The sequence below is a fragment of the Pseudomonas sp. AAC genome, from assembly GCF_000725445.1.
Taxonomy (GTDB): Bacteria; Pseudomonadota; Gammaproteobacteria; order Pseudomonadales; family Pseudomonadaceae; genus Pseudomonas; species Pseudomonas citronellolis.
In genome coordinates, this window is the sequence record NZ_KL647097.1 from 219,879 (window position 1) to 246,387 (window position 26,509).

The 26,509-nt window shown below is 66.6% G+C and carries 22 protein-coding genes; 8 read left to right on the forward strand and 14 right to left on the reverse strand.

The features are described 5' to 3' along the window. Positions 1-12 precede the first annotated feature (12 nt). The 3 genes from FG99_RS14800 to FG99_RS14810 all read left to right on the forward strand — a co-directional run bounded on the left by FG99_RS14800 (position 13) and on the right by FG99_RS14810 (position 3,447). Entirely contained in the window at positions 13-807 is a 795-nt protein-coding gene (locus FG99_RS14800; protein ID WP_043270698.1) for a dienelactone hydrolase family protein, read from the forward strand. Positions 808-1,132: 325 nt separating this feature from the next. Beyond that, positions 1,133-1,837 (forward strand): 4'-phosphopantetheinyl transferase family protein, encoded by a 705-nt coding sequence (locus tag FG99_RS14805; RefSeq protein WP_009621779.1) that lies wholly within the window; start codon positions 1,133-1,135, stop codon positions 1,835-1,837. 242 nt (positions 1,838-2,079) lie between these two features. Then, the gene (locus FG99_RS14810; RefSeq protein WP_218187148.1) at positions 2,080-3,447 is read left to right on the forward strand and encodes an OprD family porin; all 1,368 of its coding nucleotides are present in this window, start codon (positions 2,080-2,082) and stop codon (positions 3,445-3,447) included. 250 nt (positions 3,448-3,697) lie between these two features. Here FG99_RS14810 and modC read toward each other — a convergent pair whose 3' ends face one another. Genes modC through modA form a run of 3 tightly spaced genes read right to left on the reverse strand, consistent with a single transcriptional unit; the run spans position 3,698 to position 6,236 of the window. Further along, a complete protein-coding gene (gene modC / locus FG99_RS14815; protein ID WP_043270702.1) occupies positions 3,698-4,786 on the reverse strand; it encodes a molybdenum ABC transporter ATP-binding protein in 1,089 nt (362 codons plus the stop codon). Position 4,787: 1 nt separating this feature from the next. Continuing rightward, complete coding sequence (gene modB, locus FG99_RS14820) at positions 4,788-5,468, reverse strand: molybdate ABC transporter permease subunit (protein WP_043270704.1); 681 nt, start codon at positions 5,466-5,468, stop codon at positions 4,788-4,790. A 12-nt stretch (positions 5,469-5,480) separates the two neighbouring features. After that, positions 5,481-6,236: a molybdate ABC transporter substrate-binding protein gene (gene modA, locus FG99_RS14825; protein WP_043270706.1), complete on the reverse strand. Its 756-nt coding sequence runs from the start codon at positions 6,234-6,236 to the stop codon at positions 5,481-5,483. Positions 6,237-6,331: 95 nt separating this feature from the next. Here modA and FG99_RS14830 point away from each other — a divergent pair, with 95 nt between their 5' ends. Then, positions 6,332-6,760, forward strand: coding sequence for a TOBE domain-containing protein (locus FG99_RS14830; protein WP_043270708.1), 429 nt, complete (start codon positions 6,332-6,334; stop codon positions 6,758-6,760). A 205-nt stretch (positions 6,761-6,965) separates the two neighbouring features. On the opposite strand, the gene FG99_RS14835 is transcribed toward FG99_RS14830, so the two are convergent. From FG99_RS14835 to FG99_RS14860, 6 genes are all read right to left on the reverse strand, one after another. Continuing rightward, positions 6,966-7,328: a YidH family protein gene (locus tag FG99_RS14835; RefSeq protein WP_009621770.1), complete on the reverse strand. Its 363-nt coding sequence runs from the start codon at positions 7,326-7,328 to the stop codon at positions 6,966-6,968. A 70-nt stretch (positions 7,329-7,398) separates the two neighbouring features. Then, positions 7,399-7,824 carry a DUF6691 family protein gene (locus tag FG99_RS14840; protein WP_043270710.1) on the reverse strand — a complete coding sequence of 142 codons (426 nt, stop codon included), beginning with the start codon at positions 7,822-7,824 and terminating at the stop codon, positions 7,399-7,401. Between the two features lie 2 nt (positions 7,825-7,826). Next, positions 7,827-8,258 (reverse strand): YeeE/YedE family protein, encoded by a 432-nt coding sequence (locus FG99_RS14845; protein ID WP_043270712.1) that lies wholly within the window; start codon positions 8,256-8,258, stop codon positions 7,827-7,829. Further along, on the reverse strand, positions 8,255-8,578 hold the full coding sequence (locus FG99_RS14850; RefSeq protein WP_043270714.1) for an ArsR/SmtB family transcription factor: 324 nt from the start codon (positions 8,576-8,578) through the stop codon (positions 8,255-8,257). The genes FG99_RS14845 and FG99_RS14850 overlap by 4 nt, the downstream gene beginning before the upstream one ends. 78 nt (positions 8,579-8,656) lie before the next feature. Beyond that, positions 8,657-10,270, reverse strand: coding sequence for an ATP-binding protein (locus FG99_RS14855; RefSeq protein WP_043270716.1), 1,614 nt, complete (start codon positions 10,268-10,270; stop codon positions 8,657-8,659). A gap of 168 nt (positions 10,271-10,438) precedes the next feature. Next, on the reverse strand, positions 10,439-11,143 hold the full coding sequence (locus FG99_RS14860) for a response regulator (RefSeq protein WP_009621765.1): 705 nt from the start codon (positions 11,141-11,143) through the stop codon (positions 10,439-10,441). Positions 11,144-11,876: 733 nt separating this feature from the next. Here FG99_RS14860 and FG99_RS14865 point away from each other — a divergent pair. From FG99_RS14865 to FG99_RS14875, 4 genes are all read left to right on the forward strand, one after another. Then, on the forward strand, positions 11,877-14,756 hold the full coding sequence (locus tag FG99_RS14865) for a ribonucleoside-diphosphate reductase subunit alpha (protein WP_009621764.1): 2,880 nt from the start codon (positions 11,877-11,879) through the stop codon (positions 14,754-14,756). 216 nt (positions 14,757-14,972) lie between these two features. After that, entirely contained in the window at positions 14,973-16,220 is a 1,248-nt protein-coding gene (locus FG99_RS14870; protein ID WP_043270718.1) for a ribonucleotide-diphosphate reductase subunit beta, read from the forward strand. A gap of 134 nt (positions 16,221-16,354) precedes the next feature. Next, entirely contained in the window at positions 16,355-17,176 is an 822-nt protein-coding gene (locus FG99_RS31400) for an FRG domain-containing protein (RefSeq protein ID WP_081884638.1), read from the forward strand. A gap of 363 nt (positions 17,177-17,539) precedes the next feature. Beyond that, positions 17,540-18,004, forward strand: a complete 465-nt coding sequence (locus FG99_RS14875; RefSeq protein ID WP_043270720.1) for a BRO-N domain-containing protein — start codon at positions 17,540-17,542, stop codon at positions 18,002-18,004. A gap of 888 nt (positions 18,005-18,892) precedes the next feature. Here the strand turns inward: FG99_RS14875 and FG99_RS14880 are convergent. From FG99_RS14880 to FG99_RS14900, 5 genes are read right to left on the reverse strand one after another with little or no spacing between them, the layout of a single operon-like run. Then, entirely contained in the window at positions 18,893-19,714 is an 822-nt protein-coding gene (locus FG99_RS14880; RefSeq protein WP_043270722.1) for a peptidylprolyl isomerase, read from the reverse strand. Positions 19,715-19,725: 11 nt separating this feature from the next. Beyond that, complete coding sequence (gene narI, locus FG99_RS14885; RefSeq protein ID WP_043270724.1) at positions 19,726-20,409, reverse strand: respiratory nitrate reductase subunit gamma; 684 nt, start codon at positions 20,407-20,409, stop codon at positions 19,726-19,728. A 13-nt stretch (positions 20,410-20,422) separates the two neighbouring features. Next, complete coding sequence (gene narJ, locus FG99_RS14890; RefSeq protein ID WP_043270726.1) at positions 20,423-21,184, reverse strand: nitrate reductase molybdenum cofactor assembly chaperone; 762 nt, start codon at positions 21,182-21,184, stop codon at positions 20,423-20,425. Next, positions 21,177-22,733 (reverse strand): nitrate reductase subunit beta, encoded by a 1,557-nt coding sequence (gene narH, locus FG99_RS14895; RefSeq protein ID WP_009621752.1) that lies wholly within the window; start codon positions 22,731-22,733, stop codon positions 21,177-21,179. The genes narJ and narH overlap by 8 nt, the downstream gene beginning before the upstream one ends. Then, positions 22,730-26,494 carry a nitrate reductase subunit alpha gene (locus tag FG99_RS14900; RefSeq protein ID WP_043270728.1) on the reverse strand — a complete coding sequence of 1,255 codons (3,765 nt, stop codon included), beginning with the start codon at positions 26,492-26,494 and terminating at the stop codon, positions 22,730-22,732. The genes narH and FG99_RS14900 overlap by 4 nt, the downstream gene beginning before the upstream one ends. Positions 26,495-26,509: the final 15 nt, after the last annotated feature.

Genomic DNA, 26,509 nt, shown 5'->3' on the forward strand with positions numbered 1-26,509 from the left:
GAGAAAACGCCCATGCGCCTGCTCGCCACCCTGCTGCTGCTCGGCCTGGGCTTCGCCGCCCAGGCGGAGGTCAAGACCCAGGAAATCCCCTACCAGGCCACCGACGGTACCAAGCTGGTCGGCTACTTCGCCTACGACGACGCCCAGGCCGGCATCCGCCCGGGGATCATCGTGGTCCACGAATGGTGGGGCCTGAACGACTACGCCAAGCGCCGCGCCCGCGACCTCGCCGCGCTGGGCTACGCGGCGCTGTCCATCGACATGTACGGCGAGGGCAAGGTGGCCGAGCACCCCGAGCAGGCCCAGGCCTTCATGCAGGAAGCATTGAAGAATGCCGACGCCGCCAAGGCGCGCTTCCAGGCCGGCCTGGACCTGCTGAAGAAACAGCCGCAGACCGACCCGACCAAGATCGCCGCCATCGGCTACTGCTTCGGCGGCAAGGTGGTGCTGGACATGGCCCGCCAGGGCCTGCCGCTGCTGGGCGTGGCCAGCTTCCACGGGGTGCTGGCCACCGCCACCCCGGCGCAGCCGGGCGCGGTCACCGCCAAGGTGCTGGTGGAGCACGGCGGCGCCGACACCCTGGTGCCGGCCGACAGCGTGGCCGCCTTCAAGCAGGAGATGGACGCCGCCAAGGTGGACTACAGGTTCGTCGTCCAGCCCAACGCCAAGCACAGCTTCACCAACCCCGACGCCGACAAGCACAAGGGCCACGGCCTGGACGTGGGCTACGACAAGACCGCCGACCAGAAGTCCTGGGCCGACCTGCAGGCCTTCCTCAAGGACATCTTCCAGCAGAAGGCCGACTGAAGGGCGATGGGTATCGCTTCGCTCAACCCATCCTACGGGGGTGTTGGCGCTTGGCCGGGCAAAAAAAAACGGGAGCCCGAAAAGGGGCTCCCGCCACGATCTGTGAAAAAGCCGGAGCACGCGGCTCCGACAACAACCTCACCTGCGTTCCGGCAAAGGAACGCGAGGCGCAGTGTGGCAAATTCCCCGGCCGCCGATCCGTAGCGCTTCGGTAAGCCTTTGCAAGCGAATGTAAACGCTGCGTGACCGCCCGGACGCGACTGGGCGGTCACTCGCCACGCGAATCCACTGGCACCGCGTCCGGCGGCCGGGCAGAATCCCCGCCATGCCCGACACCGACGACTTCCTCACCCCGCCCCAGGCGCACTGGCCGCTGCCCCAGGCGCTGCCCGGCGCCCTGCTCCACAGCTGCCGCTTCCAGCCGCAGAAGCTTGACGCCCAGGCCTTCGGCCGCCACGGCGTGGACCTGCCGCCGAACATCGGCCGCGCGGTGGCCAAGCGCCGCGCCGAGTTCCTCGCCGGGCGCCTGTGCGCCCGCGCCGGCATCCAGCGCCTGACCGGCCTGCCGCAGGCGCCGGGCCTGGCTCCGGACCGCGCGCCGATCTGGCCGGGCGGGCTGGTCGGCTCCATCACCCATGGCAACGACTGGGCCGCCGCCGTGGTGGCCCGCCGCGACGCCTGGCGCAGCCTCGGCCTGGACGTCGAGACGCTGCTGGACGACGCCCGCGCCAGCCGCCTGCTGGAGGAAATCCTCACCCCCGCCGAGCGCGAACGTCTGGCGCCGGAGCAGGTCGGCCTGGGCGTGACCCTGACCTTCTCGCTCAAGGAAAGCCTGTTCAAGGCCCTCTACCCCCTGGTGGGCCGGCGCTTCTACTTCGAGGATGCCGAACTGCTGGCCTGGGACGCCGAAGGCCGCGCGCGCCTGCGCCTGCTCTGCGACCTGTCCGCGGAATGGCACCACGGCCGCGAGCTGGAGGCGCAGTACGCGCTGTTCGACGGACGCCTGCTGAGCCTGGTGGCGGTCGCCTAGCGCTCCGCCGCCAAGGTGCGGCATCGCGGCCATTGACTGGAAAGTCAGAATTTGGCCTCATGCACCGCGTCCAGCGACCGACCCTAGCCGTTGCCTGACCGCGTCATCGTCACGGCAATCACGTCTTGCGCCTATCGCTATATACAAAAACATATAGCGATGGACGCCAGCCGCGGCTACCCTGGCCGGCGCGGACGGCGCCACCCCGGCCACATACATAGAAAAAGAACGGACCAAGGAGCATGACAATGAAGCGATCCACCCTCGCCCTGGCGATCGCCGCGGGCGTCCTCGCCCAGCAGGCCAGCGCCGGCGGGTTCATCGAAGACAGCAAGGCCAGCCTCGGCCTGCGCAACTTCTACATCAACACCGACAACCGCAACGGCCCCGCCTCGCCCAGCAAGCAGGAAGAATGGGGCCAGGGCTTCATGCTCAACTACGCCTCCGGCTTCACCGAGGGCACCGTCGGCTTCGGCGTCGACGCCCTGGGCCTGCTCGGCCTGCGCCTGGACGGCGGCGGCAAGTCCGGCAAGAGCGGCATCGACCGCCAGCCCGGCACCATCTTCCCGCTGGAGAGCGACGGCAGCGCGGTGGACGAGTTCAGCAGCCTGGGCCTGACCGCCAAGGCCAGGGTGTCGAAGACCGAGTTCCGCTACGGCACCCTGCAGCCCAAGCTGCCGGTGGTGGTCTACAACGACGCGCGCCTGCTGCCGATGACCTACGAGGGCGGCCAGGTCACCTCCAACGAGTTCAAGGACCTGACGCTGATCGGCGGCCAGCTGACCCACACCAAGGGCCGCAACTCCACCGACTGGCGCAGCATGTCCATCGCCGGCGCCAACGGCAGCAGCGCCAGCTCCCGCGACAGCAACAAGTTCTACTTCGCCGGCGGCGACTACAAGGCCACCAAGGACCTGACGCTGCAGTACTACTACGGCCAGCTGAGCGACTTCTACCAGCAGCACTTCCTCGGCCTGACGCACAACTGGGCGGTCGGCCCGGGCACCCTGAAGACCGACCTGCGGGTGTTCATCAGCGATTCCGACGGCAAGAACGGCAGCGCCTCCGGCCGCGCCGACGGCTACGTCAGCAGCGGCTACTACGGCAGCGGCGTGACCAAGGGCGAGGTGGACAACAACGTCTACAGCGGCCTGCTCACCTACAGCCTCGCCGGCCACAGCATCGGCGCCGGCTACCAGGTGCTCACCGGCGACAGCGACTTCCCCTACCTGAACCGCGGCGACGGCGAAGGCACCAGCACCTACCTGCACACCGACGCCCAGCTGCTGAAGTTCAACCACGCCGGCGAGCGCACCTGGATCGGCCGCTACGCCTACGACTTCGCCAAGCTCGGCGTGCCCGGCCTGACCTTCAGCGTGCTCTACCTCAACGCCGACGACATCAGGACCGGCCGCGGCGACCAGGGCGAGTGGGAGCGCGACATCGCTCTGGGCTACGTGGTACCCGAAGGCACCTTCAAGGGCCTGGGCCTGGCCTGGAAGAACGCCACCATGCGCAGCGGCCTGCCGGTCAGCGGCTCGGGCACGGCGACGCAGCGGGACCAGGATGAGAACCGGTTGATCGTGAGTTATACGTTGCCGTTGTTCTAGCAGAACATCGGCGGTCCGCGCGACGCAGCGCCAGGTTCAGCCATGGAGTGGCTGGCAAGGAAGGTGTAGCGGCGGATAACCGCGAACGGTTATTCGCCCTACGCCTGGCCCGACCTTGGCGTAGGGCGAATAACGCCTACGGCGTTATCCGCCGCTTGGCCTTGGTCACGTCCCGCTCGTTGCCAGGCCCGGAGCCGCCGTCGGAGCCACGCCGGATGCCCCGGCGCAAGCACGCTCCTACGAGACCCCCTCAGGCCAACACCGCCACCGACTTCACCTGCGCCCACACCCCCTGCCCCACCCGCAACCCCAGCTGCTCGCAGGAATACCGGGTAATCCGCGCCAACAACGGATTCCCCCCCACATCCAGCCGCACCAGCAGATGCGCCGGCGTATCCGTGGGAGCCAGCTCGATCACCGTGGCCGGCAGCAGGTTGAGGATGCTGCTGCGCTGCGGGCGCTGCAGAGTCAGGCTGACGTCGCGGGCCTGCACCTTGATGCGCAGCGCCTTGCCCACCGGCAGCGGGCCATGGGCCAGGCGGATGCGTTCGCCGCAGTTGGGCAGGCCGAGGTCGAGCAGGCCGTATTCGGCGTCGTGGCCCAGTACCTGGCCGTCGATCACCACGCCGGCGTCTTCCAGCAGCGAGGTGGGCAGGTCGGTGCGCGCCAGGGTCTCGCCCACCGCGCCGCTGGCCAGCGCGCGGCCGGCTTCCAGCAGCACCAGGTGGTCGGCCAGGCGCGCCACTTCGTCCGGCGAATGGCTGACGTAGAGGATGGGGATGTCCAGCTCGTCGTGCAGGCGCTCCAGGTAGGGCAGGATTTCCGCCTTGCGCTTGAGGTCCAGGGCCGCCAGCGGCTCGTCCATCAGCAGCAGGCGCGGGCTGGTCAGCAGGGCGCGGGCGATGCCCACCCGCTGGCGCTCGCCGCCGGACAGGTGGCGCGGCATGCGTTCGAGCAGGTGGCCGATGCCCAGCAGTTCGCAGGCCTGGTCCATGGCCACACGGTGCTCGCGCGCCGGCACGCGCTTCATGCCATAGCGCAGGTTGCGCTTCACCGACAGGTGCTCGAACAGGTTGGCATCCTGGAACACATAGCCGATGGCGCGCTTGTGCGGCGCCAGGAACAGGCCCTGGGCGCTGTCCTGCCAGGTTTCGCCATTGACCACCAGGCGCGCCTCGCGCGGCCTTTCCAGGCCGGCCACACAGCGCAGCACTGTGGTCTTGCCGGAGCCGGAATGGCCGAACAGCGCGGTCACCCCGCGGCCCGGCAGGTGCAGGTCGACGTCCAGGGTAAAGCTGCGGTATTCGAGCAGGAAGCGCGCTTGGATGTCTGCCGGCATCTCAGTTCCAGGCCGAGTGGCTGCGGCGCGTGGAGTACAGCGCCAGCAGCACGAAGAAGGAGAACACCACCATGCCGCCGGCCAGCCAGTGCGCCTGGGCGTACTCCATGGCCTCGACGTGGTCGAAGATCTGCACCGAGACCACGCGGGTCTGGCCGGGGATGTTGCCGCCGATCATCAGCACCACGCCGAACTCGCCCACGGTATGGGCGAAGCCGAGGATGGCGGCGGTGACGAAGCCCGGCCGCGCCAGCGGCAGAACCACGCTGAAGAAGGTGTCCAGGGGCCCGGCGCGCAAGGTCGCCGCGGCCTCCAGCGGGCGCGTGCCGATGGCCTCGAAGGCGTTCTGCAACGGCTGCACCACGAAGGGCAGCGAGTAGATCACCGAGCCCACCACCAGCCCGGCGAAGCTGAACGGCAAGCGCTGCCAGCCGAGGGCGTCGGTGAGCTGGCCCACCGGGCCGTTGGGGCCCAGCGTGACCAGCAGGTAGAAGCCGATGACCGTCGGCGGCAGCACCAGTGGCAGGGCCACCAGCGCACCCAACGGGCCCTTGAGCCACGAACGGGTGCGCGCCAGCCACCAGGCGATGGGGGTGCCCAGCAGCAACAGGATCAGGGTGCTGACGGTGGCCAGCTCCAAGGTGAGCCGGATCGCCGTGAGGTCCGCCGCGGTCAGGTGCATCGTTTTCCCTGTTTACAGCTCGTAGCCGTAGGCCTTGATCACCGCCGCCGCCTTCGGCCCCTTCAGGTAGTCCACCAGGGCCTTGGCCGCGGCGTTGTCCTTGCCTTTTTCGAGGATGACCGCGTCCTGGCGGATCGGCTCATAGAGGTCGGCCGGGACTATCCAGGCCGAACCGGCCGTCACCTTGCCATCCTTGTAGATCTGCGACAACGCCACGAAGCCCAGTTCGGCATTGCCGCTGGAGACGAACTGGTAGGCCTGGCCGATGTTCTGGCCCTCGACGATCCTGCCGGTCAGCTTGTCCTTCAGGCCGAGCTTGTCCAGCACCTGGGTGGCGGCCAGGCCGTAGGGCGCGGTCTTCGGGTTGGCGATGGACAGGTGCTGGAAGCCGCCTTGCTTCAGGACCTCGCCCTTGGCGTCGACGTAGCCGTCCTTCGGCGACCACAGCGCCAGCTTGCCGATGGCGTATGTGAAGCGCGAGCCGGGGACCACCGCCTTCTCCTGCTCCAGCTTGGCCGGGGTGCTGTCGTCGGCGGCGAGGAATACCTCGAAGGGCGCGCCGTTCTTGATCTGCGCGTAGAACTGCCCGGTGGCGCCGAACGAGGCCACCAGCTTGTGCCCGGTGTCCTTCTCGAAGTCCTTGGCGATGGCCTGGATGGGCGCGGTGAAGTTGGCCGCGACCGCGACCTGCACCTCGTCGGCCAGCGCCGCGTGGGTGGCCAGGCAGGCCGCCAGGGCCAGGGAAAGGCGGGCGAATGTGTGTTTCATCGATGTGCTCCAGTGGTTGGCTGTCGTTCTGCTTCGAGGGGCCCGCCGGCTCTGCTATACCTTCCTGACCTCACTGGAGCCAAGGAGAGAAAGACATGAAAGTCAGCGCGCGCAATGTGTTCCGCGGCACGGTCAAGCAACTGCGCAACGGCGCGGTGAATGCCGAGGTGGTGGTGCAACTGCCCGGCGGCAACGACCTGGTGGCCATCGTCACCGAGGAAAGCGTGAAGAGCCTCGGCCTGGCCCAGGGCAAGGACGTGGTGGCGCTGGTCAAGGCGCCCTGGGTGATGCTGATGACCGATGCCGAGGGCATTCGCCTGTCGGCGCGCAACTGCCTGGCCGGCACGGTGAAGTCGGTGGCCGACGGCGCGGTGAACGCCGAGGTGGTGCTGGACCTTGGCGGTGGCAGCGAAGTGGTGGCGGTGGTCACCCGCGACGCCGTCGCCGAACTGGGGCTGGCGGCCGGCGTCAAGGCCACGGCGGTGATCAAGGCTTCCCATGTGATTCTCGGTGTTCCTTCCTGACGGATGCCACGGCGCGACGCTGGAGGGCCCCGGTCTGTCCGGGGCCCGCTGCCGGAGAATCGTTATATCAAAAATTACATAACGATACCCGTGCCGCAGCAATACCCATTAAGGGCAACGCCATGGGCTTGGCCGCGGGCGTCGGTGCCGATGGGCATGCCAGCATTCTGCATTTATTGACCTGAAGGTCAATTTCTTCGCAAGGCTACAACGCCAGATACAGCGTCAGCAGCAGGCCCAGGCCGGCCACCGTCAGGTTGAGCCAGGGCCCGGCGTTGACCCGGTAGCCCTCGGGAATCTCCACCGGCTTCAGCCCGCGCACCACGTTGCGGTACTGCAGCGCCGAGCTGCAGGCGGCCACGCAGCCGAGCAGGATGAAGCCCAGCCCCACCCAGAACGACATGCGCAGCGCCGCCGCGGTCTCAAGGCCCGCGTGCATCAGGCGCAGCAGCAGGCCGGTGCGCTCCACCACGAAGCCGAAGGCGATCAGCGCCAGGGCGGTACGGTTCCAGGCCAGCAGGGTGCGCTCGGCGGCGAAGAAGACGCGGGGGTCGTTCAGGTCGGACATGGGGCCTCGGTTCGCAGGGGAATCTCCGGGTAGCGTAGGCGGCGGGCGGCGCTGCGTCTAAGGCACGGCTTCATGCCCCCGCGCCCTTGCGCCGCTGCCGCCATTCGAACGCCGCCATGCCGGCCAGCATCCCCAGCACGAACAGCGCCGCCTGCCAGTGGCCGGCGCCCAGGCCGACCAGCGCTGGCCCCGGGCAGATGCCGGCGATGCCCCAGCCGACGCCGAACACCAGGCTGCCCAGCACCAGGCGGCGGTCCAGGTCGCGCCGCGTCGGCAGCTGCATGGCGCCGCCGAGCAAGCCGTGCGCCTTGCCGCGGGCCAGGCCGAAGAACGGCAAGGCGGTGAGAATGGCGCCGAGCATCACCAGCGCCAGGGACGGGTCCCAGGCCCCGGCCAGGTCGAGGAAGGCCAGCACCTTGGCCGGGTCGGCCATGCCGGCCAGCAGCAGGCCCAGGCCGAACAGCAGGCCGCAGAGGAAAGCGCTCAGGCGGGCCATGTTCAGGCTCCCAGCAGGTGGCGGATGCAGAAGACGGTGGCGAAGCCGCTAGCCATGAAGCACAGCGTGGCCAGCAGCGACCGCGGCGACAGCCGCGCCAGGCCGCACACGCCATGGCCGCTGGTGCAGCCGGCGCCATAGCGGCTGCCCAGCCCCACCAGCAGCCCGGCCAGCAGCAGCACTGGCCAGGCGCTGTCGAAGTGCAGCGCCGGCAGCGGCCCGAAGGCCAGCCACAGCAGCGGCGCCAGCAGCAGCCCGAGGAGGAACGCCAGGCGCTCGCCGCCGGCGCCGCCTCTGGCCAGCAGGCCGCCGAGCAACCCGCTGATGCCGGCCACGCGGCCGTTGAGCAGGGCGAACAGGCCGGCGGAAAGGCCGATCAGCGCGCCGCCGGCCAGGGCGCTCCAGGGGGTGAAGGCAGTCCAGTCGATGTTCATTCGGCATCCTCTGCGCAGAACAATTGGTAGAGCGTCTGGATCACCGCCAGCGCCTGCGGGCTGCTGATGCGGTAGTACACCTGCTTGCCCTCCTTGCGCGTCGCCACCAGCCCCTCGCGGCGCAGCACGCCCAGTTGCTGGGACAGCGTCGGCTGGCCGATGCCCACCCGCTCCTCCAGGGCGCCGACGTGCAGCTCTTCCTGAGACAGCATGCACAGCAGCAACAGGCGGTCGGGGTTGCCCAGGGCCTTGAGCAGGCGCCCGGCCTGGTCGGCGGAGCGGCGCAGGCGTTGCAGGTCGATGGCTGGGGCGGCGGGCATGGGAACGCTCTATGAAATTACAATATATAAAAATATATAATATGAACCCGCAGAACGTCCACCCTCACCCGCCACGGGCTATTCCTTGGGCGCCTGGCGCCGCGGCCAGGCCAGGGTGAAGCAGGCGCCGCCCAGGGCCTGGCTGCGGGCGATGGACACCCGGCCGCCGTGCCAGCGGATGATCCGCCGCACGATGGACAGCCCCAGGCCGTGCCCGCCGGTGACCCGCGTGCGGCTGTCGTCGACGCGGAAGAACGGTGTGAACAGGCGCTCCCAGCGGTCCTCCGGCACGCCCGGGCCGTCGTCCTCGACGTCCACCTGGCAGCGGTCCAGGCTGACCCGGTAGCTCACCCGCACCCGCGTCTCGGCGTAGCGGATGGCGTTGCTCAGCAGGTTCTGCAAGGCGCGGTGCAGATAACGTGGTTCAGCCTCGATCCAGCTGCCCTGGTCGAAGGGCACCAGCGCGCCGGCCTCGCAGGTCACCTGCACCTCGCCGCGCAGCGGGGCGATTTCCGCCACCACCTGCCGCACCAGCGCGCCCAGTTCCACGCTCTGGTAGGTCAGCGCCGGCGAGCCCTGCTCCAGGCGCGCGTAGGTGAGCATCTCGTCCACCAGTTGGTCGAGGTCCTGGATGTCGCCGTCCATGCCCTCCAGGTACTTGTGCCGGGTCTTGTCGTCCTCGGCGGACTCGATCATCTCCAGGCCGAAGCGCAGCCGCGCCACCGGTGTGCGCAGCTCGTGGGACACCGCGCGGACCAGCTCGCGCTGCACGCTGATCAGCCGCTGGATCTGCTCGGCCATGTGGTTGAAGGTGCCGGCCAGGCGCCCCACCGAGTCGCTGCCGCGCTCCTCCACCCGGGTGTCCAGGCTGCCGCGGGCGATGCGCGAGGCGGCCGACTCCAGGCCGCGCAGGCGCTGCTCCAGGCGGCTGACCAGCAGGTACAGGGTGAGGCCGATCAGCGACAGGCCGACGGCGGCGATCAGCAACAGCAGTTGCGGCGGATAGGGGTTCATCTGGTAGATCGGCCCCAGCTCCAGCACCCAGGGCGTGTCGACGATGCCGGCCACCACGCGGATGGAGTCGCCGTTCTTGCCCAGCGCCAGCACGGTGTCGCCCTCCTCCACCCGGCGGCTCTGGTCGTCGTCCAGGTCGATCTCCTTCAGGCGCAGCAGGTGCACGTCGAAGCCGAAGCGCTTGTCGCGCACGATGCGCGCCAGGTGGTAGGGCTGCTCGCTGGCGGGGAAGCGGCGCAGCTCGTCCATCAGCATATAGATGGTGGCCCGCGCCAGTTGCTCGCTGACCTGCTCCACCTCGCCGGTGAGCACCAGGCCCTCCTGCAGGCTGACCTGGGTATGGATGCGCACCTGGTGCGGCCCGTCGGCCTCCACCAGCACCTGGTTATTCATCAACCGCGCGCGGTCGCGGCCGTCCATGCCCAGGGCGTCGAGCTTCTGCAGGCTCAGCGGGATGCCCATCAGGCGGCTCCACTGCAGCAGCGCGCGCTTGCGGTCCACCTCCTCCATGCCCGCCATCTCGTCGGCCATCAGGCGGAAGGTGCCGCGCGCCAGCTCCTCGCGGTAGCGGTCGCCGCGCACCTCGTTGACCAGGTGCAGGGTCAGCACGCCGAGGGCGGCGACCAGCACCAGGGTCAGCAGCATGCCACCGTAGATGCGCAGGAAGATGGATTTCATCGGCGAAGCCCTGTGCCGGGTTCAGCGGCCGGCGTGGAGGCGCGGGGATGGCGCCGGGAAGTATGGATGCAACACGCAGGATGGGAGAGCGAAGCGATACCCATCGATGGGTATCGCCGCGCTCCACGCCATCCTACGTGAACACGGACGCGGGCGAGAGCGTTGGCCCTACTGCTCGCCAACGAACAGGTAGCCCTTGCTGCGCACCGTCTTGATCAGCCGCGGGTGCATGGGGTCGTCGCCGATCTTCGGGCGGATGCGCGAGATGCGCACGTCGATGGAACGGTCCTGGCCGTCGTATTCGATGCCGCGCAGGGAGTTGAAGATTTCCTCGCGGGAAAGGATGCGCCCGCTGTTGGCCGCCAGCAGCCACAGCAGGTCGAACTCGGCGCTGGTCAGCTCGATGGTCTGGCCGTCCAGCCAGGCCTCGCGCATGGCGTTGTCGATCACCAGCCTGCCGAAGGTCAGGCGCTTGCTGCCCGCCGCGGGCGCCTCGTCCGGCCCCTCGCTGCGCCGCAGCAGGGCGCGGATGCGCGCCAGCAGCAGGCGCGGGCGCACCGGCTTGCACACGTAGTCGTCGGCGCCCATCTCCAGGCCCTGGATCTGGTCCATGTCGTCGGTGCGCGCGGTGAGCATCAGGATCGGGCCGTCGTAGTCCGGGCGCAGGCGCCGGCAGATCGACAGGCCGTCCTCGCCGGGCAGCATCAGGTCCAGCACCACCAGGTCCGGCCGTTCCGCCAGCACGCGGTCCACCGCGCGGGCGCCGTCGGCCTCGACGCCCACCTTCAGGCCGTTGCTTTCCAGATAGTCCTGGGTCAGCTCGGCCAACCGCTGGTCGTCCTCGACAATGAGGATTCGCGCCTCTTGCTCCACACCGCCTCCCAATGCACCTGAACGGGTCCGCCGCGCACCGCCGCGAGGCAGGCGGGACGTGCCGCATTGTAGCCAGGAAGCCGCGCCATGGCACGGGCGGAACGCGATGGGGCAGGACCACAAGATATTGTGGTAGGGTTCACACCCTGACAGCCTCAGGCCAACTCCTGAATCTGTCAGTCGCTCATGACGAACGGTGAAAATCAGCAGCGGTGCGGCCTGGCGCGATCCCTACGCGATCACGCACACGCCACCCACAATTTATCCACAGGTTTCCCCCAGCCTGCCGCCTTGCAAAGCCTCCCATAGCGCATTATCTTGTATCCCCGTTGCGGATAACCCCTACATGTTGGGTCCGCAACCTGGAACCGGACACAAGAAGAAGCATGAGGTCGCGAGCCTTTTCCATGGCTCCTCCGGTTCCCCCAGCAGCTGCATCCAGGCGTACGGAAGTCCGACGCGGCGTAGGCCGCAAAGGAGTGATCGATGTCGATGGCCATGCGGTACGGGTGTTGCAACCGATCGGTCAACACCACTAGGTATTGTGGTTCCGGCCCGTAAAGCCGGACACCCGACTTGGGCCAGGGAGGCGCTTGAGTCCCCTTCCCCTGTTACGCAAGTTTTCATGCGGCCGGCCCCGCCGGACGCACACGCTCTTTATTGCTGTTTTTCCGGAGCGGCGCCCCCGGCGCCAGTGACAGAACCCACTAAGAGAATGTGGAGACAACCACCCATGCAGATCGACACCACTCGCGAGAACCCGCAGGCCGCAGCGCCGCAGGCAGCCGAATCCGCCCAGGATCTGGCCGCCACCGCGCCCGGCCAGCTGCGCGTGATCAAGCGCAACGGCACCGTAGTTCCCTACACCGATGACAAGATCACCGTAGCCATCACCAAGGCGTTCCTCGCCGTGGAAGGCGGCACCGCTGCCGCCTCGTCGCGCATCCATGAAACCGTCGCGCGCCTGACCGAGCAGGTCACCGCGACCTTCAAGCGCCGCATGCCCTCCGGTGGCACCATCCACATCGAAGAAATCCAGGACCAGGTCGAACTGGCCCTGATGCGCGCCGGCGAGCAGAAAGTCGCCCGCGACTACGTGATCTACCGCGAAGCCCGCGCCAACGAGCGCAAGACCGCCAGCGCCGCCGGCGAAGTCGCCCAGCCGCACCCGAGCATCCGCATCACCAAGGCCGACGGCAGCACCCAGCCGCTGGACATGGGCCGCCTGCAGACCATCATCCGCGAAGCCTGCGAAGGCCTGGCCGAAGTCGACGGCGGGCTGATCGAACGCGAAACCCTGAAGAACCTCTACGACGGCGTGGCCGAGAAGGACGTCAACACCGCCCTGGTGATGACCGCCCGCACCCTGGTGGAACGCGAGCCGAACTACTCCTACGTCACCGCCCGCCTGCTGATGGACACCCTGCGCGCCGAAGCCCTGGGCTTCCTCGGCGTGGTCGAGAGCGCCACCCATCACGAAATGGCCGAGCTGTACGCCCGCGCCCTGCCGGCGTACATCGAGAAGGGCGTGGAATTCGAGCTGGTCGATCCCAAGCTGAAGACCTTCGACCTGGCCAAGCTGGGCGCCGCGCTGAACCACGAGCGCGACCAGCAGTTCACCTACCTGGGCCTGCAGACCCTCTACGACCGCTACTTCATCCACAAGGACGGCATCCGCTTCGAACTGCCGCAGGTGTTCTTCATGCGCGTGGCCATGGGCCTGGCCATCGAAGAGCCGCAGAAGGAAGAACGCGCCATCGAGTTCTACAACCTGCTGTCGTCCTTCGACTACATGTCGTCCACCCCCACCCTGTTCAACGCCGGCACCCTGCGCCCGCAGCTGTCCAGCTGCTACCTGACCACCGTGCCGGACGACCTGTCGGGCATCTACAGCGCCATCCACGACAACGCCATGCTGTCGAAATTCGCCGGCGGCCTGGGCAACGACTGGACCCCGGTGCGCGCGCTGGGCTCCTACATCAAGGGCACCAACGGCAAGTCCCAGGGCGTGGTCCCGTTCCTGAAAGTGGTCAACGACACCGCCGTGGCCGTGAACCAGGGCGGCAAGCGCAAGGGCGCCGTGTGCGCCTACCTGGAAACCTGGCACCTGGACATCGAAGAATTCCTGGAGCTGCGCAAGAACACCGGTGACGACCGCCGCCGCACCCACGACATGAACACCGCGAACTGGATTCCCGACCTGTTCATGAAGCGCGTGTTCGAAGACGGCACCTGGACGCTGTTCTCCCCGTCCGACGTCCCCGACCTGCACGACCTCTACGGCAAGGCCTTCGAAGAGCGCTACGAGTACTACGAAGCCCTGACCCAGTACGGCAAGCTGAAGCTGCACAAGGTCGTCCAGGCCAAGGACCTGTGGCGCAAGATGCTCTCCATGCTGTTCGAGACCGGCCACCCGTGGCTGACCTTCAAGGACCCGTGCAACCTGCGCAGCCCGCAGCAGCACGTGGGCGTGGTGCACAGCTCGAACCTGTGCACCGAGATCACCCTGAACACCAACAAGGACGAGATCGCCGTCTGCAACCTGGGCTCGGTGAACCTGGTCAACCACATCGTCGACGGCAAGCTCGACGTCGAGAAGCTCGGCCGCACCGTCAAGACCGCGGTCCGCATGCTCGACAACGTCATCGACATCAACTACTACTCGGTGCCCCAGGCGGAGAACTCCAACCTCAAGCACCGTCCGGTGGGCCTGGGCATCATGGGCTTCCAGGACGCCCTGTACCTGCAGCACATCGCCTACGGCTCCGACGCCGCCATCGACTTCGCCGACAAGTCCATGGAAGCCATCAGCTACTTCGCCATCCAGGCCTCCTGCGACCTGGCCGAAGAGCGCGGCGCCTACGAGACCTTCGACGGCTCGCTGTGGTCGCAAGGCATCCTGCCGATCGACTCGCAGAAGCTGCTGATCGAAGCCCGCGGCGCCAAGTACATCGAAGTCGACCAGAGCGAGAGCCTGGACTGGGCCCCGGTGCGCGAGCGCGTGCGCAAAGGCATCCGCAACTCGAACATCATGGCCATCGCGCCGACCGCGACCATCGCCAACATCACCGGCGTGTCGCAGTCCATCGAGCCGACCTACCAGAACCTCTACGTGAAGTCGAACCTCTCCGGCGAGTTCACCGTGATCAACCCCTACCTGGTGCGCGACCTCAAGGCCCGCGGCCTGTGGGACCCGGTCATGGTCAACGACCTGAAGTACTACGACGGCTCCGTGCAGCAGATCGAGCGCATCCCGCAAGACCTGAAAGACCTGTACGCCACCGCCTTCGAAGTGGAGACCAAGTGGATCGTCGACGCCGCCAGCCGCCGCCAGAAGTGGATCGACCAGGCCCAGTCGCTGAACCTCTACATCGCCGGCGCCTCGGGCAAGAAGCTGGACGTGACCTACCGCATGGCCTGGTACCGTGGCCTGAAAACCACCTACTACCTCCGCGCCCTGGCCGCCACCAGCACCGAGAAGTCCACCATCAACACCGGCAAGCTGAACGCCGTGAGCTCGGTGATCGACGAAGGCCTGCAAGCCGCCCCGGCCCCGGCGCCGGTACCCAAGGCCTGCAGCATCGACAACCCCGACTGCGAAGCCTGCCAGTAAGGAAGCAGCGGCCCTCGCCCGAGGGCCGCGTTTCCACGAAGCACGGATATCCCCTCTCCCTTCAGGGAGAGGGCTAGGGAGAGGGGCTCTTGTCCCTCCTCCCCCAGACATAACAGCTTCCCCTCGTCATTCCCGCGAACGCGGGAACCCGGAGAAGGGAGGCCAAGCAAGCTTTAGCGTGCCCCCCATCACGCAACCAGACCAGGAGAGGAACCAATGCTGAGCTGGGACGAATTCGACAAAGAAGACCCCACCGAAGCCAAGGCCACCCCGGCCGTGGCCCAGGCCGCCGCCAAAGGCGCCGACAAACTGGACGACGAAGCCGCCGGCTCCGTGGAAGAAGCCCGCGCCGTCTCCGCCAGCGACTCCGACGCGGTCGCCCGCGCCAAGAAGGCCCTGGACGCCCTGGACATCCAGGAAGGCCTGGACGATCTGGAAGGCTCCGCCGCCCGCGTACAGGTCGGCGACAAGCAGATGATCAACGCCCGCGCCGACCTCAACCAGCTCGTACCCTTCAAGTACGACTGGGCCTGGCAGAAGTATCTGGATGGTTGCGCCAACCACTGGATGCCGCAGGAAGTGAACATGAACGCCGACATTGCCCTGTGGAAGAGCAAGGACGGCCTTAGCGAAGACGAGCGCCGCATCGTCATGCGCAACCTCGGCTTCTTCTCCACCGCCGACTCCCTGGTGGCGAACAACCTGGTGCTGGCCGTGTACCGCCTGATCACCAACCCCGAATGCCGCCAGTACATCCTGCGCCAGGCGTTCGAAGAGGCGATCCACACCCACGCCTACCAGTACTGCATCGAGTCGCTGGGCATGGACGAGGGCGAAATCTTCAACATGTACCACGAGATCCCGAGCGTCGCGAAAAAGGCGTCCTGGGGCCTGAAGTACACCCGCTCGATCTCCGACCCGCAGTTCCAGACCGGCACCCCGGAAACCGACCGCCAGTTCCTGCGCAACCTGATCGCCTACTACTGCGTGCTCGAAGGCATCTTCTTCTACTGCGGCTTCACCCAGATCCTCTCCATGGGCCGCCGCAACAAGATGACCGGCACCGCCGAGCAGTTCCAGTACATCCTGCGCGACGAATCCATGCACCTGAACTTCGGCATCGACGTGATCAACCAGATCAAGATCGAAAACCCGCACCTGTGGGATGCCCAGATGAAGGACGAAGCCACGCAGATGATCCTGCAGGGCACCCAGCTGGAAATCGAATACGCCCGCGACACCATGCCGCGCGGCGTCCTGGGCATGAACGCGGCGATGATGGAGGACTACCTCAAATTCATCGCCAACCGCCGCCTGACCCAGATCGGCCTGAAGGAAGAATACCCGGGCACCAGCAACCCCTTCCCGTGGATGAGCGAAATCATGGACCTGAAGAAGGAAAAGAACTTCTTCGAGACCCGCGTGATCGAGTACCAGACCGGCGGCGCGCTGAGCTGGGACTGACGGAAGTAGTAGCAAAGCAGCAAGTCAAGACCATTAGAAACGCTGATACTCGAAATGGAATTTTGGGGCAGTGATTAGAAAGACAAAAGCCCCGCCTAGTGCGGGGCTTTTTACTAGCCATGAGGACTTGACATATGAATAAGTGCTGCATGACCGCAAATAGTTTGGTAGAACTCATGAGAATTGCCTACCAAATTGGTTCTCTCTGGGAGAAGCGTTGGTCACCAGACCCCATGCGATTTTGGTTCAGAGGTGTCTCAAATGGAAAGCACACACTAAATCCTGGCTTGCTACGTGGAAAACTCTCCCCTGAAGAGGCAATGAAATTAGAGTACCAAATAGCAGTCGACTTCAAGACAAGGGGGCGCCCTTACTTTCCATCTGAAATGAACAACCCATGGGACGCCATGTTTCTCATGCAACATTATGGCTTTCATACTCGACTATTGGACTGGGCCGAAAGCTTAATCGTTGCAGCATACTTTGCCGCAAGGGAAATAGACTCAAAAACTGATGGTGCAGTGTGGATGCTCGCACCGCAATTTCTCATAAACAAGCAATATAACAGCGAGGGAACACATATATCTGCGGGGCACGAATATATAAAAGATTATAAAATTTGCGGCCCATGGGAAAACCTAGATGAGTTCAACAAAAAAATCCCTATGCCAGTATTCCCCACTCATCTTGACCAAAGAATAATAGCTCAATGCGGGCGATTCACCATTCACACATTTATACCGGACATGCTTGAAAGACTTAGCTGCGAAGATGCATTAGCAAACAAAGATGCGGCCTTCCTCCAAAAAATATACATCCCCGCAGAAGCAAAACCAACAATCAGACAGCAGTGTCGGATGTTTGGCGGAGTGTCAGAGGAAACTATTTACCCAGATTTAGAAGGCTTAGCTCGCTCTATGCGATTCGAATTTAAAGAAAGCAACATTCTTCCCTAGTAGTTTATAGAGCTCACTCCAAATTTGACTCAGACCTGATAACTCCCTACTCTCCCAACCGGCGCCTAAGAAACGCCTGTCACCTAGCGGCCTGACCGCTCCCGAAAGCTAAGCGGCTTTTTTGAGCCTGCGGGATTTTCTCGACCTCAAAAAACCTCTGCGACGCCGGGAGTGGGCTAATACAAGACCCGAAAGGGGAATACGTCCGGCCCTCTAGGTGGGGTTTCTTAACTCCCGGCACCCAGCCCTAAGAAAGCTGTTCTGACCTAGCAGAGGTAATGGATATGCCTATCACCCCCAGCCTTCAGCCCGAAGGCGCTTCGCCGTACCTGCCCTCTTCCCCCTCCACCCCGGAGGTGCGCCATGTCTGAAGAGGTACTGATCCCCACCCTGTTCACCCGCCACAAGCGCCAACTGCGCGCCCTGCTGCTGGAAGACCAATGCTGGTTCAGCACCCGCGACCTCGGTCGGCTGATGGGCGTGCCGATGCTGGAAGAGCGCGTGCAGCGCAACCTGGACGACGACCAGCACCGCCGCGCCTGGCTACGCGGTGGCAATGGCGACTACGAGGACGAACTGCTGCTCAGTGAATCCGCCGTGTACGCCACGCTGATCCACTACTTCCACCCGGAAAACCGCTGCATCCGCCAATGGATCACCCAGGAGGTGGTGCCCGCCCTGCGCGACAGCTACCGCCACGACACCCGTCAACCCCGCCGCGAAACCCTCCACGGCCCCACCCAGGCCCTGACGGTGCTCCACTGGCAAGGCATGCTCTGGGTGCCCTACCGGCAATGGCCACAGGTGGACACCACACCCACCCGCTGAACACCGGACCTGTTCGTAGGATGGCGTTGAGCGCAGCGATACCCATCGATGGCGCGGCAGCATGGGTATCGCTTCGCTCCACCCATCCTACGGGGGCAGGCGCTTCGGGTTCGGCCATGGTGTTGGCGGCAACGGTGATCACCGCGTACAACCGCGAACGGTTATTCGCCCTACGGGTGGGCCTGGCGTAGGGCGAATAACGCTCCGCGTTATCCGCCGTTTGACCCTGGCCCAACCCCGCTCGCTGCCGAGCACGGAGCCGCCCTCGAAACCGCGCCAGGCTCAACCACGGCGTTGCCGGCAAGGAAGGTGTAGCGGCGGATAACCGCGAACGGTTATTCGCCCTACGGGTGGGCCTGGCGTAGGGCGAATAACGCTCCGCGTTATCCGCCGTTTGACCCTGGCCCAACCCCGCTCGCTGCCGAGCACGGAGCCGCCCTCGAAACCGCGCCAGGCTCAACCACGGCGTTGCCGGCAAGGAAGGTGTAGCGGCGGATAACCGCGAACGGTTATTCGCCCTACGGGTGGGCCTGGCGTAGGGCGAATAACGCTCCGCGTTATCCGCCGTTTGACCTTGGCCCAATCCCGCTCGCTGCCGGGCACGGAGCCGCCCTTGAAACCGCGCCAGGCTCAACCACGGCGTTGCCGGCAAGGAAGGTGTAGCGGCGGATAACCGCGAACGGTTATTCGCCCTACGGGGCGGTGTGGATGTCCCTTTGGAAATCCGTAGGGCGCATAACGCCCACGGCGTTATCCGCCTGATCGCGGACGGAGTCCGCTCCTACGGGGAAACTTCGTGCCTCATTGCAGACTGTAGGAGCGGGCCCTGCCCGCGAATCGCGCGCAGGGCCCGCTCCTACAGGTGGATGATACGAGTGGCGCCCTACGTCACGACCGAGCACCATGCTCGGGGCTGTCGTCCAGGGTGATGCCTTGCACCCCGATTTCCTTCTCCAGTGCCAGCAGGTATTGGCGCAGGGCCTGGCGGGTGGATTCTTCGCGCAGGCTGTGGCGGACGCGGGTGCTGACCTGGGCGTAGGGCAGCGGGCGGCTTTCCTGGCGTTGGTCGATGCTGACCAGGTGCCAGCCGTAGCGCGAGGCCAGGGGGCGGTCATGCAGGCCTATCGGCAGGCGGTGCAGGGCCTGGTCGAGTTCGGCGACGGTTTGCCCGGCGCGCAGCCAGCCCAGGTCGCCGCCTTCTTCTTTCGACGGGCAGGCCGAGTGGCGTTGGGCGAGTTCGGTGAAGCGTTGCGGGTCGCGGTGCAGTTCGCGCAGCAGTTTTTCGCCCAGGTGGTAATGGGCATCGCGGGCGCTGGCGTCGTCCGGGGCGGCGGGCAGGAGGATGTGGCGGACCTTGATCCTGGCCGGCTCGGCGAAGCGTTCGCGGTGGGCTTCGAAGTAGCGCCGGCAGGCGTCCTCGTCGGGCTCGGGGACTTGCAGTTCGCGCTCCAGCAGCGCCGCCACGGCCTGGTCGGCGCCCTCCTCCGCCAGTTCGCCCGCGGGCAGCAGGCCGAGGCTGGCGGCCCTTTGCCCGAGCAGCTCGCGCACCACCAGGGCGCGGGCCGCCTGCAGTTGCGCCTCGGCCAGGGAGGCGGCCGGGTGGAAGGGGGTTTCCCGGGCGATGTCGGCTTCGCTGAGCCGGGCGTTGCCGACGCGGATCACCGCGACGGGTTCGGCCGGCAGGTTCTCGACGGCGATCATTTGGGCCATGGCTTCGCTCCTCAGCCGCGCCGGCGGACGATCTGGTAGTTACGCCCGAAGTAGCCCAGGGGGATGCTCCAGACGTGCACCAGGCGGGTGAAGGGGAACAGCAGGATGATGGTCAGGCCGATGAAGATGTGGATCTTGAAGATCAGCGGCGTACCGATCAGGAAGCTGGCCGCGTCGCCGCGGAAGAACACGATGGACTGCGCCCAGCCGGCCAGGGCCAGCATCATTTCGCCGTCCAGGTGGTGCAGCGAGAAGAAGATGGTGATCAGCCCCAGGCACGCCTGCAACAGCAGCAGGGCGATGATCAGGTTGTCCATGAAGCTGGACGAGGCGCGCACCCTGGGGTTGAACAGCCGGCGCCAGAGCAGCATGCCGCCGCCGATCACGCAGAGCACCCCGGCCGCGCCGCCGAAGAGGATGGCCATGAGCTGCTTGTGGCCGGCGGAGAGGAACGGCTCGTAGACCCAGTGCGGCGTCAGCAGGCCGACCAGGTGGCCGAAGAAGATCGCCAGGATGCCGATGTGGAACAGGTTGCTGGCCAGGCGCATGTGGCGGCTGGAGAGCAGCTGGCTGGAGCCGGTCTTCCAGGTGTACTGGCCGTAGTCGTAGCGCAGCAGGCTGCCGAGCAGGAACACGGTGCCGGCCAGGTAGGGGTAGTAACCGTAGAGTAGGTGCAGAACGTAGTCTTCTAACATGGTGAGCCTCCGTTCATTGGCCGTCCGCCAGGGGCGACGGGGTGGCGGGCAGGACCTGGACGACCTGGGGCAGCGCCTGGTACTTGCGCTCGGCCAGGCGCCGGCCCTCGGCGGACTGCAGGCTGCAGTCCTGGTCGGTCTCGGCGTTGAAGCGGACGATTTCCTCTTCCCACACCGCGTCCAGGGCCTGCGGGGTGTGGTCCGGCGCCTCCCCCTCGACCGCCGGGCGCTGCTGCTGGATCAGTTCGCTGCGGCCGATCAGCGCCAGCAGCGCGTGGGGCACCAGGGCGTGGTCGGCGCCGCGCTCTTCCAGGCGCGCGGCGAGCAGCGCGAGGATGTGCTGGATGTCGCCCAGCCACTGGCCGATCTCGGCGTGGCTGCGGGTGGAGAGGTATTCGAGGAACAGCGGCAGGTGGTCGGGCAACTCGCGGGCGTCGAGCTGGAAGCCGGCGGCCTCGTACTCGGCCAGCAGGTCGACCATGGCCTGGCCGCGGTCGCGGGATTCGCCGTGGACGTGCTCGAACAGCAGCAGCGAGACCGAGCGGCCGCGGTCGAAGAGTTCGACGTAGGCTTCCTGCAGGTCCAGCAGGTCGCTCTGCGCCAGGCGTTGGCACCATTGGCCCAGGCGCCTGCGCAGGGGTTCGGGCAGGCGCATCTCGTCGTCGAGGATGGCGGCCAGCTCGCCGGCCGCCGCCTGCAGCTCGGCGCAGGGGTAGTCGAGCAGCCGGGCCAGCACGCGCAGGCTCAGCAGGCCCTGGGGCTGGCGCTCATCCATGGCGGCTGTCCTCCACCGGGTCGAAGGTCTGCACCGGCTTGACCAGGGTGGTGGTCTGCTTGCTGCCGCCGAACAGGCTGACCTCGCTGTTGCCGCCGTGGCAGCCGTTGCCGAAGGTGAAGCCGCAGCCGCTGCGCTCGGCGTAGGCGTCGGGCAGGGCCTCGCGGTGGCCGGTGGGGATGACGAAGCGGTCCTCGTAGTTGGCGATGGCCAGGTAGCGGTACATCTCTTCCACCTGGCGCTGGCTCAGGCCGACCTGCTGCAGCACTTCGCTGTTGAGGGTGCCGTCCACGTGCTTGGCGCGCATGTACACGCGCATGGCCATCAGCCGCTTGAGGGCCAGCACCACCGGCGCCTCTTCGCCGGCGGTGAGCATGTTGGCCAGGTAGCGTACCGGGATGCGCAGCGACTCGATCTTCGGCAGCACGCCGTCGAATTCCACGTGGCCGGCCTCGGCGGCGGACTGGATGGGAGACAGCGGCGGCACGTACCAGACCATCGGCAGGGTGCGGTATTCCGGGTGCAGCGGCAGCGCCAGCTGCCAGTCGATGGCCAGCTTGTACACCGGCGAGGCCTGGGCCGCGGCGATGACGCTGTCGGGCACGCCGTCCTTGCGCGCCTGCTCGATCACTTGCGGGTCGTGGGGGTCGAGGAAGATTTCGCACTGGCGGTGGTAGAGGTCGCGGTCATCGGCCGAGGCGGCCACTTCCTCGATGCGGTCGGCGTCATACAGCAGCACGCCGAGGTAGCGGATGCGCCCCACGCAGGTCTCGGAGCAGACCGTCGGCTGGCCGGTCTCGATGCGCGGGTAGCAGAAGATGCACTTCTCGGATTTGCCGCTCTTCCAGTTGTAGTAGATCTTCTTGTACGGGCAGCCGCTGATGCACATGCGCCAGCCGCGGCACTTGTCCTGGTCGATGAGGACGATGCCGTCTTCCTCGCGCTTGTAGATGGCGCCGCTGGGGCACGAGGCCACGCACGCCGGGTTCAGGCAGTGCTCGCACAGGCGCGGCAGGTACATCATGAAGGTGTTCTCGAACTGCCCGTAGATGTCGGCCTGGACCTGCTCGAAGTTGATGTCCTTGCGCCGCTTGGCGAACTCGGTGCCCAGCAGTTCTTCCCAGTTCGGCCCCCACTCCACCTTGTCCATGCGCAGCCCGCTGATCAGCGAGCGCGGCCGCGCCACCGGCTGGTGCTCGCCCTGGGCGGCGCTGTGCAGGTGCTGGTAGTCGAAGGTGAAGGGTTCGTAGTAGTCGTCGATCTGCGGCAGGTCGGGGTTAGCGAAGATGTTCGCCAGCACCCGCCACTTGCCGCCGATGCGCGGGTTGATGGAGCCGTCGGCGTTGCGCACCCAGCCGCCGTTCCATTTCTTCTGGTTCTCCCACTCCTTGGGGTAGCCGATGCCGGGCTTGGTCTCGACGTTGTTGTACCAGGCGTACTCGATGCCTTCGCGGCTGGTCCAGACGTTCTTGCAGGTGACCGAGCAGGTGTGGCAGCCGATGCACTTGTCGAGGTTGAGGACCATGCCGACCTGGGAACGGATCTTCATTTCACCGCCTCCTGCTGGTAGTCGTTGCCTTCGCCGTCGAGCCAGTCGATGCGCTTCATCTTGCGCACGATGACGAACTCGTCGCGGTTGGAGCCGACGGTGCCGTAGTAGTTGAAGCCGTAGGACAGCTGCGCGTAGCCGCCGATCATGTGGGTCGGCTTGGGGCAGACCCGCGTCACCGAGTTGTGGATGCCGCCGCGCGTACCCGTCACTTCGGAGCCGGGGATATTCAGGATGCGTTCCTGGGCGTGGTACATCATCGCCATGCCCGGGCGCACCCGCTGGCTGACCACCGCCCGCGCGGCGATGGCGCCGTTGGCGTTGTAGAGCTCGATCCAGTCGTTGTCGACCACGCCGATGGCGCGCGCGTCGTCCTCGCTGATCCAGACGATGGGTCCGCCGCGCGACAGCGTCTGCATCAGCAGGTTGTCGCTGTAGGTGGAGTGGATGCCCCACTTCTGGTGCGGCGTCAGCCAGTTCAGGGCGATCTCCGGGTTGCCGTTGCTGCGCGGCTCGGCGACGCTGGCCGCGGCCTTGGTGTCGATGGGTGGGCGGTAGACCATCAGGCTCTCGCCGAAGGCGCGCATCCAGGGGTGGTCCTGGTAGAACTGCTGGCGGCCGCTGAGGGTGCGCCAGGGGATCAGCTCGTGGACGTTGGTGTAGCAGGCGTTGTAGCTCACGTGCTCGTCCTCCAGGCCCGACCAGGTGGGGCTGGAGATGATCTTGCGCGGCTGCGCCACCAGGTCGCGGAAGCGGATTTTCTCTTCCTGCTTGGGCCGCGCCAGGTGGGTGTGGTCGCGCCCGGTGATCTTCGACAGTGCGGCCCAGGCCTTGACCGCCACCTGGCCGTTGGTTTCCGGGGCCAGGGCGAGGATCATCTCCGCCGCGTCCACCGCCGAGGCCAGCCGTGGCCGCCCTTCGGCGGAGCCGTCGAGCTTGCGGTAGTTGAGCTTGCCGAGCAGGTCGACCTCTTCCTGGGTCTGCCAGGCGATGCCCTTGCCGCCGTTGCCCAGGGTGTCCAGCAGCGGGCCGACGGAGCTGAAGCGCTCGTAGGTTTCCGGGTAGTTGCGCTTGACCTCGATCAGCGAGGGCATGGTCTTGCCGGGTATGGGCTCGCACTCGCCCTTCTTCCAGTCGCGCACTTCGGGCTGGGCCAGCTCGCCGGGGCTGTCGTGCTGCAGCGGCAGGGTCACCAGGTCCGTCTCCTCGCCCAGGTGGCCGACGCACAGGCGCGAGAAGGCGCGGGCGATGCCGTCGTAGATCTGCCAGTCGCTGCGCGCTTCCCAGGCCGGGTCGGTGGCGGCGGTGAGCGGGTGGATGAAGGGGTGCATGTCCGAGGTGTTGAGGTCGTCCTTCTCGTACCAGGTGGCGGTCGGCAGCACCACGTCGGAGTACAGACAGGTGGTGGACATGCGGAAGTCGAGGGTCACCAGCAGGTCGAGCTTGCCCTCGATGGGCTCGTCCTTCCAGACCACTTCCTCGGGCTTCTGCTTGCCGGCCTCGCCCAGGTCCTTGCCGAGCACACCGTTCCTGGTGCCCAGCAGGTACTTGAGCATGTATTCGTGGCCCTTGCCCGAGCTGCCCAGCAGGTTGGAGCGCCAGACGAACAGGTTGCGCGGGTGGTTCTGCGGGTTGTCCGGGTCTTCGCTGGCGAAGCGCAGCTGGCCGCTCTTGAGCTGCTCCACCACGTAGTCGGCGGTGCTCTTGCCGGCGGCCTGGGCCGCGGCGGCCAGGCGCAGCGGGTTGGTGCCCAGTTGCGGCGCCGAGGGTAGCCAGCCCATGCGCTCGGCGCGCACGTTGAAGTCCACCAGGCTGCCGCTGAAGTCCTGCGGCCGGGCCAGGGGCGAGAGCAGTTCCTTCACTTCCAGCTTCTCGTAGCGCCACTGGCTGGAGTGGTTGTAGAAGAACGAGGTGCCGTTCATGTGCCGCGGCGGCCGGTGCCAGTCCAGGGCGAAGGCCAGGGGCGTCCAGCCGGTCTGCGGGCGCAGCTTCTCCTGGCCGACGTAGTGCGACCAGCCGCCGCCGCTCTGGCCGATGCAGCCGCAGAGGATCAGCATGTTGATCAGCCCGCGGTAGTTCATGTCCATGTGGTACCAGTGGTTCATCCCGGCGCCGACGATGATCATGGAGCGGCCGTGGGTCTTGTCGGCGTTCTCCGCGAACTCGCGGGCGATGCGGATCATCTGCGCCGCCGGCACCCCGGTGATCGCCTGCTGCCAGGCCGGGGTGTAGGGCTTGAGCTGGCCATAGTCGCTGGCGCCGTCGTCCTCGCCGGCGCCGCCCACGGTGGGCTGCAGGCCGCGGTCGATGCCGTAGTTGGCGGCCATCAGGTCGAACACGCTGGCCACCAGCGCCTCGCGGCCGTCGGCCAGTTGCAGGCGCTTGGCCGGCACGTGGTGGTAGAGCACGTCGCGCACCGGCACGTTGGGGAAGTGCTTGCGCTCGATGCCGCCGAAGTACGGGAAGGCCACCCGCGCCACTTCGTCGTGGCGGCCCAGCAGCGACAGCGCCAGGCGCACCTCGCGGCCCTCGGCGTCCACCGGCTCCAGGTTCCAGTGGCCGGACTCGCCCCAGCGGAAGCCGATGGAGCCGCGCGGCACCACCAGGCGCTCGCCCGCCTCGTCCCAAGCCACGGTCTTCCACTCGGGGTTGTTGGCCTGCGCCAGGTTGCCGGCGAAGTCCGCGGCGCGCAGTTGCTTGCCGGGGACCAGGCCGCCTTCGGCGCGCGGTTCCAGCTCCACCAGGATCGGCAGGTCGGTGTAGCGGCGCGCGTAGTCGGCGAAATAGCTCCGCGGGTTCTCCAGGTGGAATTCCTTGAAGATCACGTGGCCCATGGCGATGGCCAGGGCCGAGTCGGTGCCCTGCTTGGCGCTCATCCACTCGTCGCAGAGCTTGGAGATTTCCGCGTAGTCCGGGGTGATGGCCACGGTCTTGGTGCCCTTGTAGCGCACCTCGGTGAAGAAGTGCGCGTCGGGGGTGCGCGTCTGCGGCACGTTGCTGCCCCAGGCGATGAGGTAGCCGGAGTTGTACCAGTCGGCGGACTCGGGCACGTCGGTCTGCTCGCCCCACACCTGTGGGGATGCGGGCGGCAGGTCGCAATACCAGTCGTAGAAGCTCAGGCACACCCCGCCGATCAGCGACAGGTAGCGGGTGCCCGAGGCGTAGCTGACCATGGACATGGCCGGGATCGGCGAGAAGCCGGCGACGCGGTCCGGGCCGTAGGTCTTGATGGTGTATACGTTGGCCGCGGCGACCAGCGTCTGCAGTTCGTCCCAGTCGCTGCGCACGAAGCCGCCGCGGCCGCGGATGGACTTGTACTGCTTCGCCTTCTGCGGGTCTTCGACGATGCTCGCCCAGGCCTGCACCGGGTCCTTGTGCGCGGCCAGCGCCTCGCGCCACAGCTGGATCAGCGCCTTGCGCACCAGCGGGTATTTCAGCCGGTTGGCGCTGTACAGGTACCAGGAGTAGCTGGCCCCGCGCGGGCAGCCGCGCGGCTCGTGGTTGGGCAGGTCCGGGCGGGTGCGCGGGTAATCGGTCTGCTGGGTTTCCCAGGTGACCAGGCCGTTCTTCACGTAGATCTTCCAGCTGCACGAGCCGGTGCAGTTCACCCCGTGGGTGGAGCGGGCGATCTTGTCGAACTGCCAGCGCTGGCGGTAGCCGTCCTCCCAGGCGCGGCTCTCGTCGCGGGTCTCGCCGTGGCCGCCGGCGAATTCCGGCGGGCGTTTGACCATGTAGCGCAGGCGGTCGATGAAGTAACTCATTTCTCTCCTCCTCGG